Here is a 15,057-nt window from a genome sequence, read left to right as displayed (position 1 = left end):
TCACCGAGAACCAGCATGCACGCAGACGTTAAACTGATTTTGCCCTATAGGCGTCAATTGCATGCATCAAGACTTGTTCCTTTTTCCTAGCTGCCTCAGATCGACCCGACATCAGACCTGCCACAATTCCTTGCCAGCTGAAAAACCAAGGCGCCGCCAAAACAATCGCTAGAAGTAGGGGAAGACCAGTGATCAGCAAGAAAATTGTTGCAGCACTCTTGGAGTAAGCTTGCAATATTATATGCGGCAGTATCACTGGCGTTGCCATAACAAACCACCAAAATGAGACCACCAACGAGATTGGAAAGCCTGCTACGCGCGGCGTCTGCTGCGCCTTGTCAAGCGCCCAAAGCTCACTACGATGACGATAATATGTAATGCGCTGCCATAATCTCAGCATTCGTCTCTCCAGCCTTAGCTTTCACACTGGACAGATTTTCCTCGTTACGCAATCGGACTTTGCCGCGCGTACACCTTTGTTCTTCACGGTCATCATCGACGCACTGTACCTTCGGCTCGGGATACCGAAGTCTTTGGTCGCGAAAGAACCTCTTCATCGCGGAAGCACGCAATCGCTCGAAAAGGCCTGTAAAGCCAATGTGACTCAAGGGAGCTTTTCTCTTGTCATCGACTTTAGACGCTAAATACAAGTGTCATATCCGCCGCCCATCCGCCCCGAACAGATGCGTCTTCGCCAAATCAAACGCAAAGGGAATGGTCTCGCCGATGCGGATATGGCGCTGGCCGTCCAGCAGCACGGTGGCGGGCTGGCCGTCGGGGGTCGCGGTGTAGACCACCGTTGAGCCGCCGAGATGTTCGACGAGCTGGATGGAAGCCTCACCCAGCGAGGCGGACTGCTCCTGCGGGTTCACATGTTCCGGGCGCACGCCGAAGGTGAGCGGTTCGCCCTGTTGCGCGGCGACCGGTTTTTCCAGCACGATGCGCTGACCGGCCACCTCTATGGTGCGGTTGGAACTGTCGCCAGAAGCCACCTTGGCGGAGAGGAAATTCATCTTCGGCGAGCCGATGAAACCGGCGACGAACTGGTTTGCCGGGTTGTTGTAAAGATCGAGCGGGCGGCCGACCTGCATGATGCGGCCTTCGCGCAGCACGACGATCTTGTCGGCCATGGTCATGGCTTCCACCTGGTCATGCGTCACATAGATCATGGTGCTGCCGAGCGTCTGGTGCAGCTTGGCGATTTCGACGCGCATCTGCACGCGCAGTTCCGCATCGAGGTTGGAAAGCGGCTCGTCGAACAGGAATATCTTCGGTTCGCGCACAATGGCGCGGCCGATGGCGACACGCTGGCGCTGACCGCCCGAAAGCGCCTTCGGCTTGCGCTGCAACAGGGGCCCGATCTGCAGGATGTCGGCGGCCTTCTGCACCCGCGCCTGGACTTCCGGTTTCTTGTAGCCTGCCGTCTCAAGACCGAAAGCGAGGTTCTTGTAGACGCTCATATGCGGATAGAGCGCATAGGACTGGAAGACCATGGCGATTCCGCGCTTGGAGGCGGCGGTTTCGTTGACCCTTTCGCCATCGATGCGAAGATCGCCCTCGGAGATTTCTTCCAGTCCGGCGATCATGCGTAAAAGCGTGGACTTTCCGCAGCCCGAGGGGCCGACGAAAACTGTGAATTCGCCCGGTTCGATCTTAAGATCGATGCCGTGGATGACCGGAAAAGCGCCGAACCGCTTGACGATTTTTTCCAGAGTAATGCTGCTTGCCATGCTGTTTCTCCCGACTGTCGCGCCGCGCAAAGGGCAGCCGCGACAGTGTTGATGGTCTTATAAAATGTTCTCTCGGTTCAGCGTTTCATTCCCGTCGTCGCGATGCCTTCGATCAGCAGCCGCTGGAAAAACAGGAAGAACAGGAAGACCGGCACCAGCGACAAGTTGGACATGGCGAAAAGCGAGGTCCAGTCCGAGCTGCCGGTGGAATCCACGAAGGATCTGAGACCGAGCTGCACGGTGTAGGTGTTGATGTCGTTCAGATAGATCAGCGGACCGAAGAAATCGTCCCATGTCCAGATGAAGGAAAAGATCGCGGCCGTCGCCAGAACCGGCAGCGACAGGGGCAGCATAATCTTCCAGTAGATGCGGAAGGGCGAGCAGCCATCCATGACCGCCGCCTCGTCCAGTTCACGCGGGATACCGCGGAAGAACTGCACCATCAGGAAGATGAAGAAGGCATCCGTCGCGAGGTATTTCGGCACGATCAGCGGCAGCGACGTGTTCACCCAGCCCATTTCCAGAAACAGGATATATTGCGGGATGAGCACGACGTGATAGGGCAGCATGAGCGTGCCAAGCATCAGCGCAAACCAGAAATTGCGCCCGCCGAACCGAAGCCTTGCAAAAGCAAAGGCGGTGAGCGAGCAGCCGACCACATTCCCTATGGTAGCGAGCACCGAGATGAAGAAGGAGTTCCAGAAGAACTGCCCGAAACTCACCTGCAGCCCCGTCCAGCCACGGATATAACCGCCAAAATCGACTGCCGAGGGAATGAGCGAGGAAGAGCCGAACAGCTCATCCTGCGGCCGGAAAGAGCCCGATATCATCCACAGGATCGGATAGAGCATCGCGAAGGACGCGATGATCAACACCGTGTGGAGCATCACCGATTTCAGCGGCGAGCGTTGCGGGCCTTGTCCCGGCCGGGGGGCGGTAACAGCGTCAGTCATCGTAATGCACCCAGTATTTTGCGCTGAGGAACGAGAAGGCCGTGAACAGCGAGATGATGATCACCAAAATCCAGGCCAGCGCCGAGGCATAACCCATGCGGAAGAAACCGAAGGCTTCCTGATAGAGGTAGAGCGTGTAGAACAGCGTCGAGTTGATCGGCCCGCCGGAGCCTTCGGAAATGATGAAGGCGGGCGTGAAGGCCTTGAAGGCGTCGATCGTCTGGATGACGGCGTTGAAGAAGATCACCGGCGTCAAAAGCGGCAGGGTAATGCGGAAGAACTGCCGCACCTTGCTCGCGCCGTCGATATCGGCGGCCTCATACATGTCCTGCGGGATTTGTCTCAGACCCGCAAGGAAGATGATCATCGGCGAACCGAACTGCCAGACGGACAGGATGACCAGCGTGTATATCGAATAATCAGGATTGGAAATCCAGCTTGGGCCTTCATAACCGAAAGCCTGCCAGAGCAGCATGTTGACGAGGCCATCGGACGCGAAAAGCTGGCGCCAGAGAACGGCGATCGCGACGCTGGAACCCAGCAGCGACGGTAGATAGAAGATCGCGCGGTAGAGCGTTAGCGCCTTTATGCCGCGATTGAAGGCGAGCGCCACCAGCAGCGCGAAGATGAGCTTCAGCGGCACCGACAGCAGCACATAGGTAAACGTCACCTGCATGGCTGCTGCAAATTTTGGGTCATCGGTTGCGATGCGCACATAGTTCGCCGCACCCACCCAATCCGGCGACTGCAACAGATCGTAATTGGTGAAGGACAGATAAAGCGACGCCAGCGCCGGGCCAAGCGTGAGGCCAAAAAAGCCGATCAGCCAGGGCAGCAGAAACAGGTAGGCGTGAATGTTGCGGTCGAAAACCCGCTTCAGGCCGCCCCGTTTCGGGAGAGCCGCGCCACGGCTCTCCTCCACAAGAGTTTCAGATCGAAAGGCCATAAACCATCACTTCCGTTTGATAACGGTTTCGGATTCCTTGACGAGGCGGTCACCGCCCTCTTCCGGCGTGATCTTGCCGAAGCCAACTTCTTCTGCCGTGCGTTTCAAAACGAAGGCGAACTCGCCCGCGCCCGGAGGCGGCGCCGGCGGCAGATCGCCGACGCCGGGGGTAATCTCGGCAATATAGTCCACCATCGTCTTGCTGACCTCGTCGAGCTTACTGCTCAACTGGCTGCGCATGGATTCCGACGCCGGAACGCCACGCTCGACGCCGAGAATGTCGACGCCCTGCGGTTCAGCCACGAGGAAGTTGATGAACCCAATCGCCTGCTCGATGCCGGCACTGCCATTGGCGACGCTGATGAGCATGGAGGGTTTCAGATAATGGCCAGAAGGGCCATCCTTCGTGCTCTTCGGATAGGAGCTTATGGCAAGCTTGGACTTGTTCAGCTTCTGATACCCGACGAACTGGTTGGAATGGGCGAATGCCGTTGCCGCCTTGCCCGTCGTCAAAGGGTTCGTTTCGATGTTGAGCTGGTCGAGCGCCTGCACATCGGCCGGCACACAGGCGCCGCTTTTGCGCAGATCAGCCCACAGGGTGAACCACTTGGTGGCATCGGTCGGATCGAAGCCGATCCCGCCATCCTGCGTGTAGAGCGATTTGCCGTTCTGGCGCAGCCAGTTTTCAAAGCTCGGCTCCACGCCGCTGGCGTCGGCCGTTGCGTAATAACCGGGCTTCGGCTTGTTCTTGCTGAGCTTGGCGGCGTTTTCGGCAAACTCCTCCCAGGTCTGGCCGATCGCCGGCGGCGTCGCACCGGATTTTTCCCAGGCCGCCTTGTCGAAGAAGACGGCGCTGGAATTGACACCGAGATTGATGCCGTAAAGCTTGCCATCGACCCGGCCGGAATCGATGTTCATCTTGCCGAAATCTTCGATCTTCAGGCCCTTGCCGATAAATTCATCGAGCGGAGCAAGTGCGCCGCGCCGGCCATATTCGAAGATGTAGCGATAATCCATCTGGATCAGGTCAGGCGCATTGCGGCCGGCAACCTGCGTGGCAAGGCGTGGCCAATAATCGCTCCAGCCTGCGAATTCACCGGCAATGTCGAGATCCGGCTTGACCTGCTTATAGGCTGCTATCGCCTTGTTGGTGCGGTCGGCGCGCTCCTGCGAACCCCACCACAACATGCGAAGGCGCGCGGCCTGGGCCTGCGCTGAACCACCTCCCAGTGCTGCAAGCGACAGGGCGCCGAGCCCCGCTGAAAGCACACCTCTCCTGTGAAGCATCATGGGCATTGGCAACTCCTCCCTATTGACTGCCAATTGATGATGAACGTAAACGACGCTTGCCGTTTTATAACTAATTGGTTACATGGGAACACTGATCGCAAACATTGTCAAGCGGGTGCTGAAATGGAAAAAACGACAACAAACCAGCCGTCCGATCCGGCCCCCGATGCCGCCATGGAGAAAACGCCGTCGCCCAAGCGCAAACGCGCGACGGCACAGGTGCGAAACCCGGAAAGGACCCGCGCCGCCATTCTTGAAGCCGCCCGCCGTGAGGTGGCCGCCAAGGGGCTGGCGGGGGCTCGGATAGATGTCGTCGCCCGGCGCGCCGGCACCAACAAGCGGATGATCTACCATTATTTCGGTGACAAGGATGCGCTTTATCTCGCCGTTCTCGAAGACGCTTACCGCCATATCCGCCACACCGAGAGACGGCTTGACCTGGCCCGAAAGGCCCCGTCGGAGGGCCTGCGGGAACTTGCGCTTTTTACCTGGCACTACTTCCTCGACCACCCCGAATTCCTGAGCATCCTCGCCACGGAAAACCTCAATAAAGCCCGCTATCTCAGGCAATCCCCGACGATTACGGCGATGCATTCGAATTTCATTTCAGAGCTGGAAGACGTGCTGCGACGGGGCAGCGACGCCGGCGAATTCCGTGACGGTCTCGATCCGATCGACGTCTATCTGACCATTGCTTCGCTCGGCGCCTTTTATCTTTCGAACCGGTTCACGCTGTCGACCATCTTCCAGCGCGACCTGACCGACCCTGCCGAACTGGAACGCTGGGGCCAACATATCGTCGATACCCTGCTTGCTGCAGTGCGGCCGGCCTGAACCGGCCGAACCGATTTTCTCTTTAACAACAGCGACGACGCGCCATTCGCATCCGCGAAGCGCGCCGTTTTCTTTTTGCGACGCGGCGGAGACCCTTAAGTTCAGCGATCCTCACCTCATGAATTTTTCCTGTCAAAAACACCTTGACAGATCGCACCTTTCACGAACACAAATAACCAAATGGTTACAAATTACCATGTTTGACGGAAGCGGCTTTCGGGAAAAGGCCGCCTTGGGAGGAAATTCATGAAACGTATCGGCGTCATCATGCACGGCATCACCGGCCGCATGGGTTACAACCAGCATCTCGTGCGCTCCGTTCTCGCCATTCGCGATCAGGGCGGCGTGCTGTTGAAGAACGGCGAAAGGGTCATGCTCGACCCCATTTTGGTCGGGCGAAACGGCGCGAAGATTGAGGAAATCGCGAAAAAACATAATGTCGCCCGCTGGACCACCGATATCGATGCGGCGCTTGCAAACCCTGATGACACGCTGTTCTTCGATGCCGGCACGACGCAGATGCGCGGCAGCCTTTTGGAAAAAGCCATCAAGGCCGGCAAGAACGTCTATTGCGAAAAGCCGATTTCCGACACGATGGAAGAGGCGCTGGCCATTGCACGGCTGGCCGAAAGCGCCGGCATCAAACACGGCGTGGTGCAGGACAAGCTGTTCCTGCCGGGCTTGCGCAAGCTCGCCATGCTGCGCGACAGCGGCTTTTTCGGAAAAATCCTCTCGGTCCGCGGCGAGTTCGGTTACTGGGTTTTTGAAGGCGACTGGCAACCGGCGCAACGCCCCTCCTGGAATTACCGCCTGAAGGATGGCGGCGGCATCATTCTCGATATGCTGTGCCACTGGCGTTATGTGCTCGACAATCTGTTCGGACCGGTAAAATCGGTAAGCTGCCTCGGCGCGACCCATATTCCGGAACGTTTTGACGAACAGGGCAAAGCCTATAAGGCGGATGCGGATGACGCGGCCTATGCCACTTTCGAACTTGAAGGCGGCGCCATTGCCCATATCAACTCCTCATGGGCGGTGCGGGTGCGTCGCGACGACCTCGTGACCTTCCAGGTCGATGGCACCCATGGCTCGGCGGTGGCGGGCCTGACCAAATGCTTTACCCAGCACCGCACCAACACACCTAAGCCGGTTTGGAACCCCGACCAGCCGCAGACCATCGATTTCTACAAGACCTGGCAGGAAGTGCCGGACAATGTCGTCTACGATAACGGGTTCAAGGCGCAGTGGGAAATGTTCGTGCGCCACCTCGTCGACAACGACCCTTGGCCCTATGGGCTGATGGAAGGCGTGAAGGGCGTGCAGCTTGCCGAACTGGGTCTTAGATCGTGGAAGGAACGCCGCTGGCTCGACGTTCCCGCCATTTCCTAAGGAGGCAGACGTGAGTGAACTCAAGCTTCCGAAGGACGACCGCAGCATCGAGGTCTACAGGCTGTCCGGCACGCCGGTCGCCGTTGAAAAACGAAGCGCTACGGATTTCAACCGCATCGCTTTCGCCGCCGCCCATGTGGTGGCCGATCCGCTTACCGAGAACGACCCGTGGCTGACGCCCGCCATCGACTGGGAGGCGACCTTGCGCTTTCGTCACCGCCTGTGGGACCTCGGTCTTGGTGTTGCCGAAGCCATGGACACGGCGCAGCGTGGCATGGGACTGGCATGGCCGCAGGCGCAGGAACTGATCTCCCGTTCGCTGAAGGAAGCAGCCAGCCGCAAGGATGCTCTGATTGCCTGCGGCGTCGGCACCGACCATCTGAATGGCGGCGGTTACGACCTGAACCAGATTATCGACTCTTATCTCGAACAGCTTGATTTCGTTCAGGGAGAAGGTGGACGTGTGATCTTGATGGCGAGCCGCGCGCTGGCCGCGACCGCCCGCTCGCCGGATGATTATCTCAAGGCCTATGCGCGGGTTCTCTCCCGCGCCGAGCAGAAAGTGGTGATCCACTGGCTGGGCGAAATGTTCGACCCCGCGCTTGAGGGCTATTGGGGTGCCAATGACCATATGGCGGCAATGGAAACATGCCTTGCCATGATCGAGGAGAATGCCGACAGGATCGACGGCATCAAGATTTCGCTTCTCTCCAAGGAAAAGGAAATCGTCATGCGCCGCCGTCTGCCGGCAGGCGTGCGCATGTATACCGGCGACGATTTCAACTACGCCGAACTGATCGCCGGTGACGAACAGGGCCATTCGGACGCGCTGCTCGGTATTTTCGACGCCATCGCGCCGGCGGCTTCGAAAGCGCTGGCCTGCCTGAAGCACGGGGCGGACAATGAATTCTTCGATATTCTGGAGCCGACGGTGGCGCTCTCGCGCCACATCTTCAAGGCTCCCACCCGCTTCTACAAAACCGGTGTGGTGTTCCTCGCCTATCTCAACGGGTTGCAGGATCATTTCACTATGATCGGCGGGCAGGAAAGCACCCGCTCCACGCAGCATTTCGCCGAGCTTTTCCGACTTGCGGACAAGGCCAATGTGCTGACCGAGCCTGATCTGGCCACGCACCGCATGAAGGCGTTTCTAGCCGTCCGCGGCATCGGGTGAAGCAAAACGAGGGGAGATACCGAGATGAGCCTTGAAGGCCTTTCCATCAATTTCGCCACCGTGCGTCAGGGCGGAGATTTTGGCGCAATCGTCGATGCTTGCCTCGCCCATGGCATCACCGCCATTTCGCCCTGGCGCGAACAGGTACACGGCGTCGGTCTTACTGAAGCCGCACGCATCGTTGAGCAGAATGGGCTGCGCCTCAGCGGCCATTGCCGTGGCGGCTTTTTCCCTGCTCCTACCGAGGAAGGCCGTCGGCTCGCCATTGAGGACAATAAACGCGCGGTCGATGAGGCCGCCGCCATGAAAGCTGATTGCCTCGTACTTGTCGTGGGCGGGCTGCCCGCCGGCTCGCGTGATTTAAAGGGTGCGCGGCAGATGGTGGAGGACGGCATGAGCGAACTTCTTCCCTATGCGCGGGCCGCCGGCGTGCCACTGGCCATCGAGCCGCTTCACCCCTTTTACGCCGCCGAGCGCGCCTGCTTCAACACATTGAAACAGTCGCTCGATCTCTGCGACCGGCTGGGTGCCGGCACCGGTGTGGCCATCGACGTCTACCATGTCTGGTGGGATCCGGAGCTGGAGGAACAGGTGGCGCGGGCTGGCCGGAACGGGCAAATCCTTGCCCATCACATCTGCGACTGGCTGGTGCCGACCACGGATCCGCTCAATGATCGCGGCATGATGGGCGACGGCGTGATAGACCTCAAGGCATTTCGCGCCATGATCGAGGCCGCCGGCTTCCACGGCCCGCAGGAAGTTGAGATTTTCTCGCATCGCTGGCAGGCACGCCCGATGGATGAGGTCCTCGCCACCGTGGTTGAGCGCTTCAAGACTGTTTGTTGAGATATCCGGGAGAGAGGCAATGCCTGAAAAGGTGAAACGCAAACGTTACGCGCTGGTCGGCACCGGCAATCGCGGTACCACCATGTGGGGCCGCGAATTGCTGGCCGGCTGGAGCGACTATGTCGAGCTGGTTGGCATTTGCGACCTGAACCTGATGCGCGCCGAGCGCGCCCGCGCAATGATGGGATCGAACGCGCCGCTTTACGACGACTTCGACCGGATGATGCTGGAGCAACGCCCGGAACTGGTGATCGTCTGCACACCGGACGACACCCATGACGACATCATCATCCGTGCGCTTGAGGGCGGGGCTGATGTCATCAGCGAAAAACCCATGACCACCACCCCGGAAAAGATCGACCGCATTCGCGCAGCCGAAGCCAAAAGCGGCCGACGTGTCGATGTGTCCTTCAACTATCGTTTTTCGCCCACGGCCGCTCGCATAAAGGAACTGATCGATGACGGCGCCATCGGCACGGTTACCTCGGTCGATTTCCATTGGTATCTCGATAATCACCACGGCGCGGATTACTTCCGCCGCTGGCATGCCTTCACCGAACATTCCGGCAGCCTGTTCGTGCACAAGGCCACCCACCATTTCGATCTCCTGAACTGGTATCTCGATTCCGATCCCGTGGAAGTGAAGGGGTTCGGACAATTGCTGCATTATGGCAAGAACGGTCCGTTCCGGGGAACGCGCTGTCGCACCTGTCCGCACAAAAGCGAGTGCGATTATTTCATGGATCTGGGCGCCGATCCTTTTCTAGATGCGCTATATGAAGATCCTTCGACGGTGGACGGTTATGTGCGCGATGCCTGCGTCTTCCGCGAGGAAATCGACATTCCCGACACCATGAGCGCCTCGATCCGTTATGCCAGCGGCGTGCAGGTTTCCTATTCACTCAATACCTATATGCCGATCGAGGGCCACCATATCGCCTTCAACGGTCATAAGGGGCGCATCGAGATGCGCCAGTATGAAAAGCAGCCCTGGACGGAACCGCCGGCCGATGAAATCCTGCTGGTGAAAAGTTTTGGCGGCGGCGTGGAACGTATCTGGGTGCCGCATGAGCCGGGCGGCCACTATGGCGGCGACAACCGCATGCGCGACATGATCTTCAAGCCTGGCTCCAACGACCGGCTGCGGCAGCGGGCGGGGTCGCGCGCCGGCGCCATGTCCGTTCTGACCGGCGTGGCGGCGCTGAAAAGCGCCCGTGAAGGCGGGACGGCAACGGTGAAATCGTTGCCCGTTTAACAGCTGTCGTCTGCGACCTCATCGGCAGCTGGGCCGCAGACGGCAATCGCCAAAAAAGAACCGACGATATTCCGCAGATTACGCTCTTCTTTCAGGCCGGTAAAATGGCCGCCGGGGGAAGAAAGAGTGAGTCATGTCCAGTTTTGAATCCTTCGTTCCGCTCATCATCATCGGCGCCAGCCTCGTTGTGTTCTTCAAATGGGTCGGACGAGATATGAACCGAGAAGAGAAAAAGCCGCGTTCCCGCCGCTGACGGCGGAAAAGCGCGCCCGCGCGGTGTGGAAACGGAACCCGCGCCTTTTCCCTGGCGTTTTCCTGCTAAAAGGAGGACGCGACATGACGAAGAAAACGAAGCCGAAAACTGTCGACAAAGGGCCTTCCAGCCCGAACGACATTCCCCCGGCCGGCCCGCACGCCAAACCTTCCCTCACTGACTGCGACAAGACGCCGGGCGCAGGCAGTCTGCCGGATGACGATGCGAAAGACGTGTCTCCCGGTGGAGGTTGATGCGCGTGAGACCAAAGGCAGCGCCAGACCGGGGTTAACATTGGGTCATCGGGAAATAACGCCGTAAAACAGACACTTAGCGGATCAAGCGTTGCTCGCCGGCGCTTTTTCCTTCAGGGCCCATTGCAAAATCAAAAATTGCGCCTATATTTTCTTCATCGACCATTGCTTGTGACGTCGTTCTGGAACAGACTGTTCCCCGTCGGATTTCCTCTCAAATAATCGATCTTATCCCGCAAGGTATCGCGGGAACCACAACGATTCTACGAAAGGAAATCGTTATGAACACTGGTACTGTAAAGTGGTTCAACGCCACCAAGGGCTTCGGCTTCATTCAGCCTGACAATGGCGGCACGGACGTTTTCGTTCACATCTCCGCAGTTGAGCGCGCCGGCATGCGTTCGCTGAACGATGGCCAGAAGATCAGCTACGAGATCGTCCAGGACCGTCGGTCCGGCAAGAGCTCGGCTGATAACCTTCAGGCAGCTTGATATTCGTCATCTCCAACTCGCAGACCACGGATGTACTGGCTGCAGGTTAGGATGACTGTGAGAGGTCGGGTCAAAGCCCGGCCTTTTGTTTTTGGGCCATGGAGGTCCTATGCGTAAAAATTCCTACAAGTGCGGCGACACGGTTTTTCTGAAGCCCGGTGTCATCGGCAACAACCAGCCCAAGGGTCCTGCGCGCGTGATGTCCGTGATGCCGGAGGGACAGGGCGTCGTTCGTCTCAGGGTGCGCTTCCAGCATGAAAATTTCGAACGCAGTATTGCGATCGACGAAATAGATTTGTCAGCGTCCACCACACCGACGCCACGCGTCAGCGAAAACACTTCGGTGCGCGAAGCGGGATCCAGCTGGGTCAACCTGAGTTCCATTAAAGTCAGAAAGTAGCAGCATGGGCTGCTGAAGGAGAATTTCTTGCAAGTACTCGTCCGCGACAACAATGTAGACCAAGCCCTTCGTGTTCTGAAAAAGAGAATGCAGCGCGAAGGCATCTTCCGCGAAATGCGCGCGCGGGAATCCTATGAGAAGCCCTCGGAAAAGCGTGTCCGCGAACAGGCCGAAGCCGTACGCCGCCATCGCAAGATGGAAAAGAAGAAGATGCAACGCGAAGGCTTGCTGCCGGGCCCAAAGAAGGCCGCCCGCACCCGCTAAGCCCTTTGATACTGCTCTCTTACGTCAAGGAGAATGACATGGCCGCGACTAAAGAAGCTTTCTTCAAGCCCGGCAAGCTATCCGCACAGGACAAAGCATCACTGACGGATAACGCCGCAAAACAGATCATAAATACCGAGGCCGACCAGCGCGCCCGCAAAACAGAGCGCCTTCGCCAGCTTCGTGAGGCACAGGAAGCGTCATTTATCGCTGACGCGCCCGCATCCGCAAAGAAACGATCCGGCAAGAAATAGCCGGACGGGATTTCCAGAACCGCCCCGTCAAACGGGTCTTGAGGGGATGATCAATACCCGCTCGAGACCTCATGAATTCAGCAGGAGGAGGACACCATGGCCAAGGGTCAATTGCGCAGCAACAAGGAAATCCGCAAACCTAAAAAAGACAAGACGAAAACGCCAGCAGCAGCCCCGCCAGGCTCGCAGGTTAAGTTTGCCAATGCAACCACCGGGGATGGCAAGAAGACATGACGCCACCTGTGGCTGGGAAATCAGAACGAATAAATGCATCGCCATGAATGCAGGTCTTGATTTAGCCACATTGCCAAACTAAATGTCTTCCATAGCAACTGCTGGTGAGCGCGAATGAAATCGATGTTCGCAGTTGCTCCAGTCGCTTTTAGACTTTTGACCACGGATGTACTGGCACTGGTGTTGAGAGCGATATGAGGAAGGTCGGTGCAATATTGCCCCGGCCTTTTTTGTTGCCTGCGTCAGCGGCTATACCTCCCACCGTGTTTAGCGGAATTAACTTGCCTATTCCCCTTAAACGGCGCAGGCTCCGTGATAGTTAACTAAGCGGCGTTGCCACCGTCTGGTCTGTTGCGCCCTCAGCCCTGTCCCGCCTGTTGCCGGCGGTAACGATCCGCAATTCACGCGACATGGATGACAGCACGCGCCGGAAACGGTTTATCTGACGCGTCCGCATTTCGAAACGTTGAAGCGTCCCAGCGCCATCTCTGGACGGCAGCGCGACGCTCCGGTTTTTTTCTAACTCCCGCAGGAAAGGACGACCTCATGTCTTCCGCACACGAAAATTGCATCATCACATCGCAGGACCTGAAAATGCTTCAGTCAGTCCTGGAAGGTCTCGGTTACGATAGCCACACCATGGATGACGAAGTCATGCTCTACAACAATGCCGCCCGCAAGGTGATCCAGCTCTTTCAGGATGGCTTGACCGACCCTGCCGATATTTCGAAGGAAATGCTGTTCCTGTTCGGCGTTCACAAACATGAGCGCGTCAAACCGTGGAAACCGCTGCCGCGTTACGCCATTCAGGGCCTGCCGCCTCTTTACCAGTGATGGGCATGCCGCCCTCTTCGTGGCGGCCTTCAAAATCACCGATGAAAATAACGGCTTGGCAAAAGTCGTATATCAGGCAACACTGAAATTGAGCATCCCGCGCGCGATCAGGCGCGTCCGGGAGTTTGGGTATCGAATGTGCATCCGGTGCGTTGCGGGGCCATGACAGGTCTGCGCCAGGTTTCGGTTGTTTCCCATACCGGTAAGTTTTGCGTCTGCGTGGAGGTGAGTATGACGTATGACTGGAGCGGCCGCAAAATGCGCCGCATGCGAGCGGCGAAACTGACGATCATCAGCCTCGTCGCAGCTTTTGTGCTGACAGCCCCGATTTTCGCCCATTATTGAGGTTTTCAGCCGCGAGGCAGGGTCATACCGGCTGGCGGATTTCGCTCCGCTCTCTCAACCGGTTCTTCAGCCATTTCTGAACGGGCTGATCGTAATAGACCGTCAGCAACCATGACAGGCATGTCGTGCCGATGAGAAAAACAAGGCCGGCCGGCAAAGCGAAGTTTTCCCGGTGCACCGCGGGGATAAGAAGCTCCGTCCAGGCCAGAAGCGGAATATGCAGCACATAGACCGCATAGGACGCCGTGCCGAGAAACACCGACACCATTCCCACCCCGCGCCCTGGAACCGTCTTGCTGGCGATAAACAGCAGGAGCGGCCAGACGACAAGGACAACCGCAAGATCGAAGAACGGCCGAAGCTCGCGCGACATCGGCACGGCCAGAATGAAGCAGACCAGCAGAAGGCAAAGCACCGCCTGAAAGGGTTTCAACTGCGGCACGCGATTGCGGAAACGGTAAATAAGCACGCCAGCAAAAAACGAGAAGAACACTCGCCCCATGCCGGCATACATTTCATGCCAGCGAAAACCGGCATGCAAACGGCCAAACTCGGCGGCAGCCACCATCAACACAAGGGCGCTGACCGTGAGCACCGCGGCGGTTTGTTTCGGCGTGGCCCGGACACCGAAGCGGGCGTAAAACGCATTCACCACCAGCTCATTGAAAAGCGACCATGCCGGGCTGACGAGAAACAGCGCACCGTTCAGCGTGAGCGTAAAGGGCGCCGGCAGAAAGAGCAGCCCTGTTACCAAGGCGAAAGCAAGCTCGCCCGGATCGATGAGACGGTGCAGATCGTCGATCGGCGTCGGCAGGCCCAGCACGTAGAGACAGATGAAATAGGCCGCCATCAGCGCCAGCGCCAGCCCATAAAGAGGGTAAAGACGTGCGAAGCGCGCCTTCATGAAAAAGCCTGGCGTAATCGCCCCTTCGGCCAGCCTCCGGCTATAGGCGTGCGCGAGCACGAAACCGCTGAGCGCAAAGAACAGATCCACGGCGAGATAACTCGAAGCCGTGCTTTTCCCGAAGAGATTTTCGGCATGGCGGTGGACGATGAAAAGGGCGGCCACGCCCCTTACGCCGTCGAGCAAGATGAAGCGTTCCGGGGGCGACTGGACCATGTGTGAGGCTCGGCGTGGCTGAGAGATTTAAGGTTCACAGGCAACGAGCTTTACAGCGTCGCGATTAACCACCGCCAGTCACAAACTGTTTAACGTGGCGAACGTCCCATATTATTTTGAAATACGAACGGGTGATCGACACCCTTTCGCGGCTGCGAAAGGCGTGCTACGTCCGGATGTCATCGATCTTC

18 protein-coding genes are annotated in these 15,057 nt (G+C 58.0%); 12 read left to right on the top strand and 6 right to left on the bottom strand.

What is annotated here, in order from left to right; genetic code table 11:
* Positions 1-28: 28 nt before the first annotated feature.
* The 5 genes from O9X91_RS11450 to O9X91_RS11430 form a co-directional block, all read right to left on the bottom strand.
* On the bottom strand, positions 29-400 hold the full coding sequence (locus tag O9X91_RS11450; protein WP_269833933.1) for a hypothetical protein: 372 nt from the start codon (positions 398-400) through the stop codon (positions 29-31).
* 253 nt (positions 401-653) lie between these two features.
* Positions 654-1,730 (bottom strand): ABC transporter ATP-binding protein, encoded by a 1,077-nt coding sequence (locus tag O9X91_RS11445; RefSeq protein WP_077984188.1) that lies wholly within the window; start codon positions 1,728-1,730, stop codon positions 654-656.
* A gap of 77 nt (positions 1,731-1,807) precedes the next feature.
* The gene (locus O9X91_RS11440) at positions 1,808-2,683 is read right to left on the bottom strand and encodes a carbohydrate ABC transporter permease (RefSeq protein WP_269833932.1); all 876 of its coding nucleotides are present in this window, start codon (positions 2,681-2,683) and stop codon (positions 1,808-1,810) included.
* On the bottom strand, positions 2,676-3,629 hold the full coding sequence (locus tag O9X91_RS11435; RefSeq protein ID WP_162520601.1) for a carbohydrate ABC transporter permease: 954 nt from the start codon (positions 3,627-3,629) through the stop codon (positions 2,676-2,678). The genes O9X91_RS11440 and O9X91_RS11435 overlap by 8 nt, the downstream gene beginning before the upstream one ends.
* Before the next feature lie 6 nt (positions 3,630-3,635).
* Positions 3,636-4,925: an ABC transporter substrate-binding protein gene (locus tag O9X91_RS11430; RefSeq protein WP_269833931.1), complete on the bottom strand. Its 1,290-nt coding sequence runs from the start codon at positions 4,923-4,925 to the stop codon at positions 3,636-3,638.
* A gap of 117 nt (positions 4,926-5,042) precedes the next feature.
* Between O9X91_RS11430 and O9X91_RS11425 the strand changes: the two genes are divergently transcribed.
* From O9X91_RS11425 to O9X91_RS11370, 12 genes are all read left to right on the top strand, one after another.
* A complete protein-coding gene (locus O9X91_RS11425) occupies positions 5,043-5,753 on the top strand; it encodes a TetR/AcrR family transcriptional regulator (protein ID WP_137412069.1) in 711 nt (236 codons plus the stop codon).
* Positions 5,754-5,999: 246 nt separating this feature from the next.
* A complete protein-coding gene (locus tag O9X91_RS11420; protein WP_065116516.1) occupies positions 6,000-7,142 on the top strand; it encodes a Gfo/Idh/MocA family protein in 1,143 nt (380 codons plus the stop codon).
* Positions 7,143-7,152: 10 nt separating this feature from the next.
* Entirely contained in the window at positions 7,153-8,316 is a 1,164-nt protein-coding gene (locus O9X91_RS11415; RefSeq protein ID WP_142913952.1) for a dihydrodipicolinate synthase family protein, read from the top strand.
* 24 nt (positions 8,317-8,340) lie between these two features.
* Positions 8,341-9,162, top strand: coding sequence for a sugar phosphate isomerase/epimerase family protein (locus O9X91_RS11410; protein ID WP_077984192.1), 822 nt, complete (start codon positions 8,341-8,343; stop codon positions 9,160-9,162).
* Between the two features lie 19 nt (positions 9,163-9,181).
* The gene (locus O9X91_RS11405) at positions 9,182-10,417 is read left to right on the top strand and encodes a Gfo/Idh/MocA family protein (protein ID WP_077984193.1); all 1,236 of its coding nucleotides are present in this window, start codon (positions 9,182-9,184) and stop codon (positions 10,415-10,417) included.
* A 336-nt stretch (positions 10,418-10,753) separates the two neighbouring features.
* Positions 10,754-10,924 (top strand): hypothetical protein, encoded by a 171-nt coding sequence (locus O9X91_RS11400; RefSeq protein WP_162854306.1) that lies wholly within the window; start codon positions 10,754-10,756, stop codon positions 10,922-10,924.
* Positions 10,925-11,205: 281 nt separating this feature from the next.
* Positions 11,206-11,415: a cold-shock protein gene (locus O9X91_RS11395; RefSeq protein ID WP_003508146.1), complete on the top strand. Its 210-nt coding sequence runs from the start codon at positions 11,206-11,208 to the stop codon at positions 11,413-11,415.
* 109 nt (positions 11,416-11,524) lie between these two features.
* Entirely contained in the window at positions 11,525-11,815 is a 291-nt protein-coding gene (locus O9X91_RS11390) for a cold-shock protein (protein ID WP_077984194.1), read from the top strand.
* A gap of 27 nt (positions 11,816-11,842) precedes the next feature.
* A complete protein-coding gene (gene rpsU, locus O9X91_RS11385; RefSeq protein WP_077984195.1) occupies positions 11,843-12,079 on the top strand; it encodes a 30S ribosomal protein S21 in 237 nt (78 codons plus the stop codon).
* 38 nt (positions 12,080-12,117) lie between these two features.
* Entirely contained in the window at positions 12,118-12,333 is a 216-nt protein-coding gene (locus tag O9X91_RS11380; RefSeq protein WP_077984196.1) for a hypothetical protein, read from the top strand.
* 96 nt (positions 12,334-12,429) lie between these two features.
* A complete protein-coding gene (locus O9X91_RS11375; protein WP_162854307.1) occupies positions 12,430-12,567 on the top strand; it encodes a hypothetical protein in 138 nt (45 codons plus the stop codon).
* Positions 12,568-13,113: 546 nt separating this feature from the next.
* Positions 13,114-13,401: a hypothetical protein gene (locus O9X91_RS11370; protein WP_142913953.1), complete on the top strand. Its 288-nt coding sequence runs from the start codon at positions 13,114-13,116 to the stop codon at positions 13,399-13,401.
* Between the two features lie 367 nt (positions 13,402-13,768).
* Here O9X91_RS11370 and O9X91_RS11365 read toward each other — a convergent pair whose 3' ends face one another.
* A complete protein-coding gene (locus O9X91_RS11365; RefSeq protein WP_142913954.1) occupies positions 13,769-14,866 on the bottom strand; it encodes an acyltransferase family protein in 1,098 nt (365 codons plus the stop codon).
* Positions 14,867-15,057 lie beyond the last annotated feature (191 nt).

The organism is Agrobacterium salinitolerans (genome assembly GCF_027498475.1).
GTDB lineage: Bacteria > Pseudomonadota > Alphaproteobacteria > Rhizobiales > Rhizobiaceae > Agrobacterium > Agrobacterium salinitolerans.
Note: the sequence above shows the minus strand (reverse complement) of the source record. Positions and strands in the feature narration are given on the sequence as shown.

What these genes read in the sequence shown, in the direction of transcription:
- O9X91_RS11430 (WP_269833931.1), bottom strand. Translation starts at nt 4,925, where the DNA reads ATGCCCATGATGCTTCACAGGAGAGGTGTGCTTTCAGCGGGGCTCGGC.
- O9X91_RS11400 (WP_162854306.1), top strand. Translation starts at nt 10,754, where the DNA reads ATGACGAAGAAAACGAAGCCGAAAACTGTCGACAAAGGGCCTTCCAGC.
- O9X91_RS11395 (WP_003508146.1), top strand. Translation starts at nt 11,206, where the DNA reads ATGAACACTGGTACTGTAAAGTGGTTCAACGCCACCAAGGGCTTCGGC.
- O9X91_RS11380 (WP_077984196.1), top strand. Translation starts at nt 12,118, where the DNA reads ATGGCCGCGACTAAAGAAGCTTTCTTCAAGCCCGGCAAGCTATCCGCA.
- O9X91_RS11365 (WP_142913954.1), bottom strand. Translation starts at nt 14,866, where the DNA reads ATGGTCCAGTCGCCCCCGGAACGCTTCATCTTGCTCGACGGCGTAAGG.
- O9X91_RS11425 (WP_137412069.1), top strand. Translation starts at nt 5,043, where the DNA reads ATGGAAAAAACGACAACAAACCAGCCGTCCGATCCGGCCCCCGATGCC.
- O9X91_RS11390 (WP_077984194.1), top strand. Translation starts at nt 11,525, where the DNA reads ATGCGTAAAAATTCCTACAAGTGCGGCGACACGGTTTTTCTGAAGCCC.
- O9X91_RS11420 (WP_065116516.1), top strand. Translation starts at nt 6,000, where the DNA reads ATGAAACGTATCGGCGTCATCATGCACGGCATCACCGGCCGCATGGGT.
- O9X91_RS11440 (WP_269833932.1), bottom strand. Translation starts at nt 2,683, where the DNA reads ATGACTGACGCTGTTACCGCCCCCCGGCCGGGACAAGGCCCGCAACGC.
- O9X91_RS11445 (WP_077984188.1), bottom strand. Translation starts at nt 1,730, where the DNA reads ATGGCAAGCAGCATTACTCTGGAAAAAATCGTCAAGCGGTTCGGCGCT.
- O9X91_RS11405 (WP_077984193.1), top strand. Translation starts at nt 9,182, where the DNA reads ATGCCTGAAAAGGTGAAACGCAAACGTTACGCGCTGGTCGGCACCGGC.
- O9X91_RS11410 (WP_077984192.1), top strand. Translation starts at nt 8,341, where the DNA reads ATGAGCCTTGAAGGCCTTTCCATCAATTTCGCCACCGTGCGTCAGGGC.
- O9X91_RS11435 (WP_162520601.1), bottom strand. Translation starts at nt 3,629, where the DNA reads ATGGCCTTTCGATCTGAAACTCTTGTGGAGGAGAGCCGTGGCGCGGCT.
- O9X91_RS11450 (WP_269833933.1), bottom strand. Translation starts at nt 400, where the DNA reads ATGCTGAGATTATGGCAGCGCATTACATATTATCGTCATCGTAGTGAG.
- O9X91_RS11370 (WP_142913953.1), top strand. Translation starts at nt 13,114, where the DNA reads ATGTCTTCCGCACACGAAAATTGCATCATCACATCGCAGGACCTGAAA.
- O9X91_RS11375 (WP_162854307.1), top strand. Translation starts at nt 12,430, where the DNA reads ATGGCCAAGGGTCAATTGCGCAGCAACAAGGAAATCCGCAAACCTAAA.